Annotated in this window: 7 protein-coding genes; all 7 read right to left on the bottom strand. The window is 35.6% G+C overall.

The genetic code is table 11. From position 1 onward, the window contains the following. Nucleotides 1-113: 113 nt before the first annotated feature. Nucleotides 114-965, bottom strand: a complete 852-nt coding sequence (gene porG / locus JK139_RS08840) for a type IX secretion system protein PorG (RefSeq protein WP_218331109.1) — start codon at nt 963-965, stop codon at nt 114-116. Between the two features lie 71 nt (nt 966-1,036). Next, nucleotides 1,037-1,915 (bottom strand): NAD kinase, encoded by an 879-nt coding sequence (locus JK139_RS08835; RefSeq protein ID WP_068243529.1) that lies wholly within the window; start codon nt 1,913-1,915, stop codon nt 1,037-1,039. Nucleotides 1,916-2,093: 178 nt separating this feature from the next. Next, nucleotides 2,094-3,494, bottom strand: coding sequence for a POTRA domain-containing protein (locus JK139_RS08830; RefSeq protein ID WP_218331108.1), 1,401 nt, complete (start codon nt 3,492-3,494; stop codon nt 2,094-2,096). Between the two features lie 126 nt (nt 3,495-3,620). Then, the gene (locus JK139_RS08825; RefSeq protein WP_218331107.1) at nt 3,621-4,280 is read right to left on the bottom strand and encodes a CBS domain-containing protein; all 660 of its coding nucleotides are present in this window, start codon (nt 4,278-4,280) and stop codon (nt 3,621-3,623) included. Between the two features lie 30 nt (nt 4,281-4,310). Further along, nucleotides 4,311-5,090 carry an alpha/beta fold hydrolase gene (locus JK139_RS08820; protein WP_218331106.1) on the bottom strand — a complete coding sequence of 260 codons (780 nt, stop codon included), beginning with the start codon at nt 5,088-5,090 and terminating at the stop codon, nt 4,311-4,313. A gap of 204 nt (nt 5,091-5,294) precedes the next feature. After that, nucleotides 5,295-5,804: a CvpA family protein gene (locus tag JK139_RS08815; RefSeq protein ID WP_218331105.1), complete on the bottom strand. Its 510-nt coding sequence runs from the start codon at nt 5,802-5,804 to the stop codon at nt 5,295-5,297. A 111-nt stretch (nt 5,805-5,915) separates the two neighbouring features. After that, a complete protein-coding gene (locus JK139_RS08810; protein ID WP_218331104.1) occupies nt 5,916-6,368 on the bottom strand; it encodes a GatB/YqeY domain-containing protein in 453 nt (150 codons plus the stop codon). Between the last annotated feature and the right edge of the window lie 22 nt (nt 6,369-6,390).

The raw sequence follows: 6,390 nt of genomic DNA, 5'->3' as shown, positions 1-6,390 counted from the left end.
GCAGTAGGGAGCAAGGTTTTATTGCTTTTTTATCCGGCAATTCTTTATTGCTCTAAAAAGTATAGGTATCACAGGCTGTTTTTAGTTTTCCTACCTTGTAAATTAGCCCCTTCTTAATGTGATGGGCATTTATAAGATTGTAAATTGAAGGATACTCCTACTTGCAAAGAAACATAAGAATCATTTTTCAAGCTGGTGCCACGTTGGCGTCCTTTAATACCAATTACGGTGCCTGTTTCATAACTACGGTCTTGCAATAAAAACCAGGTGGTTGGATTTCCATTGGCACCTACGGCAGGGTAAGCATCGGGAGCATATGTAGTGCTTACATCATCTATATAATCCGTATTAGTAAACCGGTAAGTTACTTCAGCAAACAGGTTCATTTTTTCATTTAAAGCATATTTCACCCCTAACCCAAACGGAATACACAATGCTGTAGTGCCATATTGTTTACGATTAGGGTATAGCGGGCTGCCCTGGCCTTCTGTACCTAATGGGCGTAAATAAACTTTAGTTCCATTTAAATAAGTGTAAGGATTGTAAGAAAAAATACCAATCCCCAAACTTACATAAGGGGTAAATCGATATTCAGGGAAACCGGGCAAAAATTTAAAGAAATTAAAATCGCCACTAATGGCCATTTCCCAAATATCTGTATTAAAACTCAGATTACGGCGGCGTTGAAAAGGATTATCGCTATACTTATCTGAATAGCCCAAAAACAAATAATTGCCCGATAAACGAATTCCTACGTAATTGTTGATTTGTTTACGATAGAATAAGCCGCCGGAAAATTTGGGTTTATTCAATTTGCCGGTAGGGTTCAAATCACCAAAATAATGACCGAGCCCAAGGGAAGCCCCAAACTCCCCGTCGTGCACAAAGCTATCATACATTTGCGCATGCAAAGGCAGGTTAGATACGAGGCAGAGGGTGAATAACAGCCAATACTTTCTTATCATCAGATAGCAATATAATTTTATGTAAAAATAAGTTTAAATTACAACCTCATTAAAAAATAATGATAACATTACTAATTTCTTTTATCGAGCCCCCAGGTTAATTTAGAATGCAGGGTAGAAAGAAAACTATTTTCATTTAACCGTATTAAGTTTACATGAAACTTTTCTTTTCGAATGGCAATTTGTGTATTGATGTCTACAATTTCTTTTCGGGCATCTAAAGCACAAATAAACTGATCGGTTCTGCCTTCTACTTCAAATGAAATAACACTGGTATCTGCTACAACGATGGGCCGTACATTTAAATTGTGCGGTGCCACCGAGGTAATTACAAAACTGGGTGAATCGGGAAATAAAATGGGGCCGTTACAACTCATATTATATCCTGTTGAACCCGTTGGTGTAGCAATAATTAAGCCATCTGCCCAATAAGTATTTAAAAATTCACCATTTAAATAAGTGTGAATTTTTATCATGGGCGAAGTATCTCTTTTATGTATTGAAAATTCATTCAATGCAAAGGGTGCATTGTTAAATAATGGCACATTGGCATCAATATGCAATAAACTTCTTTTATCTACTACAAAAGTGCGGTTCATCAGTGCATCTACGGCACTGGAAAGTTCATCAGGACTAATACTTGCCAGAAAACCAAGCCGACCAAAATTGATACCCAGAATAGGAATATTGCTGTTGCGAATTAAAGTAACCGCATCTAACATGGTTCCATCCCCTCCTAAACTGATTAAACATTCTACTTCTGCATCAAAATCATCTGCACTTTGAAAAGGCGTAATATGTTGCAATAAGGCTGCAGGCAATGGAAATCTTCCTAACAATGACCGGTATAATAATATTCCAATATTTTGCTGTATTAATAATTCTACCAGCAGTTGCAATGGATTGCCCTGTTCTATATCTAAACCACGGCTATAAATAGCTACTTTCATTTGTTTATTATTTATTTTCTACAATAGGAAATATTCCTGACTTGTATAAATTTTGCTTTCAAGAAATGGTTGGATTTTTAAAACTGCTACAATTAATGATGTGATTTTTTAATTCTAAGTTTTAGGGATGACAGTCAACAAAGGCAGGTTGCACCATTTTGTACATCAACGCCATCGGCTAAAAACTATTATTGGCATGTAAATATAAACCTTTGCCTCCGAGTTGATTAAAACTGTATTCAAAACGAAATACAAAATCGTAAATAGATACAATATCCAATCCAAAACCCCATGTATGCAACAGTTTGTTGTTTAATAAATTATTGTTCACATAAGGGTTATAAGCATACCCTACATCCGTATATATTTTGGCATAAAACCGAAAAGGTATTTTATCGTGTGTTTTACTTTTTATAGGATTTTTGAAAATATAGGTAAACAGTTGCCTGTTTAAAGAAAAATGTGCCAATCCACCGGCCATCCCATCTGCCACATAATATTCCAATCCGCTCATTTGATAGCTGCCATAACCCAATAAAGCCTGACTGAAAAAATAGGGATTATAAGGAAATTTAACAGTAGCAGAAGCATCGGCAACAATAAAAGTTTTGGGCATAATGGGTTTTGCAAACAATCCATATAAACCAAACTGCCATAAGTTGGTAGTTTTATCAATACCTCTTTTATATAAACTACCTTGTGCCTGCCAACCATCTGTGGGATAAACATTATAATCGGTTTTAAAATATTGATAGATGTACGAAAAATCAATATACTTTACCTGGTTTAACCCATTGGGGAAGAACTGCGGATTTAAAGCCGCAACGGTATCGGCTATGGCATCATGATCATATGAAACCCTGAAATAATGGCGCTGGTACTGATCGGGACGATAAGAATAGGTGGCATCAAAACGGTAAAAGGTACGGGCATAATTGTTATCATTCTTAAAAAATAATTGCTGATTGGTAAGGCTGGTGGCATAATTCACCTCACGTTGGTTAGAGTATGCAAAGCCCACATTAATGCCCTGCTTTAATTTTTTATCGAAAAAAGGCAAATTGTATCGCAGTGCCACCTGTTGGTTATAACCATTAATCAACCAGATATTTAAATTATCGTTCTGGCCTGTAAAATTGTTATAATTAAATTTAATACCATAATTCACCCGGCTAAAACTGCGGTGTTGCTGCACCCACCATTCATTAAAATTTCTGTCTACCAACCGAAAATAAGGCAGCGGCAAAAAATACAATCGCTCTTTTACGCGTATATGAACAAAGGCAATATTACCCTGTAAACGATCTACATAAACACTATCATCCACAAATAAACCGGTATTATAAATCAATTCTTTTGACTCAATTAGTTTTTGCTGTAACTGTTCAGGGGTAAGCCTGTCACCTTTTTTCAATGTTGCTTCCCGCAAAATGATATAATCTTTTGTTTTTTTATTTCCGAAAATAGAAATGCCCCCAATAATGTATTCAACAGGTTTTTGTAAAGGAAGTCTTTCAATGGGTTGTGCCTGAATATGAATGAAGCAGAATAGTAAAATAACAAGGCACAAATAGCGCATAACAATAATAGATGGTTTTGCCGGATGGTAAAAGTAAGGTTTAGCTGTTATTTGCGTAAAAACACTTAAAAAAATTAACAACAATACATATACGTAATATACAAAGAAATGGTTGTGCAGGGTATGTTACACGTTGAGATAAGCCATAAGGTTATCGTAATTGTCTTTTATTTCGTTGGCATATAATTCCTCGCCAAAGTAATAGAGAATAGCATATTCATAACGCTGAAAAGTAGCAACAACATCACTTATTTCTGTTTTATTAATTTTAATAGCTACCTCTAAAAGACCGGTATCGTTATTAAAATAAGAGTTGAGTTGAGTAATAAATGCATCATTGGTTTCAACCAGCCGGTTAATTTCACCAAAAGAATAATTTTTTCTTTCCATTTGTAAAACAAGGGTAGCACCAGGCATATCTACGCCTATATAATGTGCTAAAATGCCGAGTAAATCTTCCGAACGAAGTATGCCTTCTAAAATGTTCTGCTCATTTACTACAGGAATTAAAGATAAATGGTGGGCAGCGGCCTGTTTTACTGCGGTAAGAATGAAATCGGTACTTTTAACAGCTACTGATTGTAAACCGTTTTGCAAGTTGCCAAGTATGGCATCGTCGGTTACATCTAACAACGCATCTTTATAAATAAGGCCAACATATTTATCATCCGCACAAAGGGGCCAATGGCGCAGATCGTAAGATTCCATTAACTCTAAAGCTTTATAAGCTTTATCTGTTAATTGTAATATTGGATAATCGGTATGTATGAATTGTTGTGCTAACATGCCAGTTGGTAACGTATTAAATATATTGTATTAACGTAATTGTTCGGCAGATTGTTTTATTTTAAACAGAAAGGATTCCAATATTTTATTGAATGCATCCGGCACTTCCATCATGGGCGCATGTCCGCATTTATCTATAAAATGCAATTCACTATTGGGAATCAGCTTGTTAAACTCTTTGCCTACAAAAGGTGGTGTAATGGTATCATTATTTCCCCAAATTAATAGGGTTGGCTGTTGAATCTGACTTAGTTCTTCACCCAAATTACTTCTGATGGCGCTTTTAGCCAGTGCTATTATTTTAATAACTTTTAAACGGTTATTGGTAATTTCAAACACTTCATCTACCAGTTCTTTGGTAGCCATGGCCGGATCATAAAAAGTTAATTCTGCTTTTTTTCGAATATATTCATAATCACCTCTTTTGGGGTAACTATCGCCCATTCCATTTTCAAAAAGCCCCGAACTACCTGTTAAAGTGAGTGTTTTAATTTTTTCAGGATGTTTTAAAATGTGCACCAATGCAACATGCCCGCCAAGCGAGTTGCCCAGCAAATGAATATTATCATAACCACGCATTTCAATAAATTTATGTACATGCTTTTCAAGGCCATGTACGGTGGTATGAAAAATATCTAATTCAAATAAGGGCAAAATGGGTACAATAACTTTGTGTGTTTTTCGAAAATGCTCTACCAAATACGTAAAATTACTCAATGCACCAAAAAGGCCATGCAACAACAATAATGGTTCACCTTCTCCCTCTTCGAGAAATTTAAACTTATCTATTTGTTTTAATTGATACTCCATGTTATGATACTTAAACCAAGTTCTACTGCGTGTTTGTTTACAAATAAAAGCAAAATATACCGAAAAAATAAAAGTCATTCCTCACTTGTGCTGCTACTTAGAACAGCAATCTATTCGCTAAGTTATCATATTCCTGTTTGAGCTGAACAGATACCTAAATATAAAGAAAAAAAGTTGTTGCGGGCATCTGCCATTTTAAATGTGCTATATAGTTCTTAACTGATGTATGCTTTGTTCTAAAAAAGGAATCACCATCCCTGCTTTGTGCAGTAATATAGGTACATTTTTTTGAATATAAGGATAGCATTTAGAAGTTTGGATGACTGTATTGCTTAATACATGCACTTTAGCGGCATAATACATAATAATGGCACCAATACTTACATATAAAAATACATACAAAACCATACCCAATAACTTGTTCAACAAACCCATCCACAACAGTTCAATGGTTTGTTGCAGCAAATTGGCTAAAAAATGTACCACCACCATTACAATAGCCAATACCATCAAAAAGGCTACAAAACTCATCCACTGGCCACTTAATGTGGTTTGCGTTTGCAGCCAAACAGCTACCCACTCAAAGGTTTTAAATGCAATGACCAAACCCGCAATAATAGCCGCCATTGAAAATACAGCTACAATCAGGCCGCGTTTGTATCCTTTATACAAACCCAACAGTAGCAGCATTATTACCGGCACATCAATCAACATGATACATCCTTTTCAGTAAAAAATATTTTTCTGTAATGGAATGGTATTTATAGTAAAGCATGTTTACCATTAAGGTACCAGCACATTTATGAAAACAATAAACAAGCCATGCTATGATTGCAATAATTCTTTTACACAGGCTGCAATGGACTTTCCATCTGCCTGTCCGGATAGTTGTTTAGAGGCTACACCCATTACCTTTCCCAAATCGGCTGCAGTAGTAGCGCCGGTGTCAGCTATAATTTTTTGAACGGCCTCTTTCAATGCTTCAGGCGATAATTGTTGGGGTAAAAACTTTTCTATAACGGCTATTTCTTCTTCTTCTTTTATTGCCAAATCGGGACGGTTTTGTTTTTGATAAATTTCTAAAGAGTCTTTTCTTTGTTTCACCAACTTCTGCAACAGTTTCAATTCTGCTTCGCCTGAAATTTGTCCGTTGGCCCCCGGTTCTGTTTTTGCTTTGATGATTTCTGCTTTTATGGCTCTTAAGCCTCTTAACAGGGCTTCATTTTTAGCTTTCATGGCTTCTTTCATTTCTGCCATTATTTTTTCTTCTAAGTTCATATTGTAAATGTTTTTTAATTTA

Source organism: Hydrotalea lipotrueae (genome assembly GCF_019249625.1).
Taxonomy (GTDB): Bacteria; Bacteroidota; Bacteroidia; order Chitinophagales; family Chitinophagaceae; genus Hydrotalea; species Hydrotalea flava.
This window is presented reverse-complemented; position numbering and strand designations above follow the sequence as displayed.

Excerpts from the sequence above, each read along its gene's own strand:
- JK139_RS08830 (WP_218331108.1), bottom strand. The coding sequence starts at position 3,494 with ATGCGCTATTTGTGCCTTGTTATTTTACTATTCTGCTTCATTCATATT.
- JK139_RS08815 (WP_218331105.1), bottom strand. The coding sequence starts at position 5,804 with ATGTTGATTGATGTGCCGGTAATAATGCTGCTACTGTTGGGTTTGTAT.
- JK139_RS08810 (WP_218331104.1), bottom strand. The coding sequence starts at position 6,368 with ATGAACTTAGAAGAAAAAATAATGGCAGAAATGAAAGAAGCCATGAAA.
- porG (WP_218331109.1), bottom strand. The coding sequence starts at position 965 with ATGATAAGAAAGTATTGGCTGTTATTCACCCTCTGCCTCGTATCTAAC.
- JK139_RS08820 (WP_218331106.1), bottom strand. The coding sequence starts at position 5,090 with ATGGAGTATCAATTAAAACAAATAGATAAGTTTAAATTTCTCGAAGAG.
- JK139_RS08825 (WP_218331107.1), bottom strand. The coding sequence starts at position 4,280 with ATGTTAGCACAACAATTCATACATACCGATTATCCAATATTACAATTA.
- JK139_RS08835 (WP_068243529.1), bottom strand. The coding sequence starts at position 1,915 with ATGAAAGTAGCTATTTATAGCCGTGGTTTAGATATAGAACAGGGCAAT.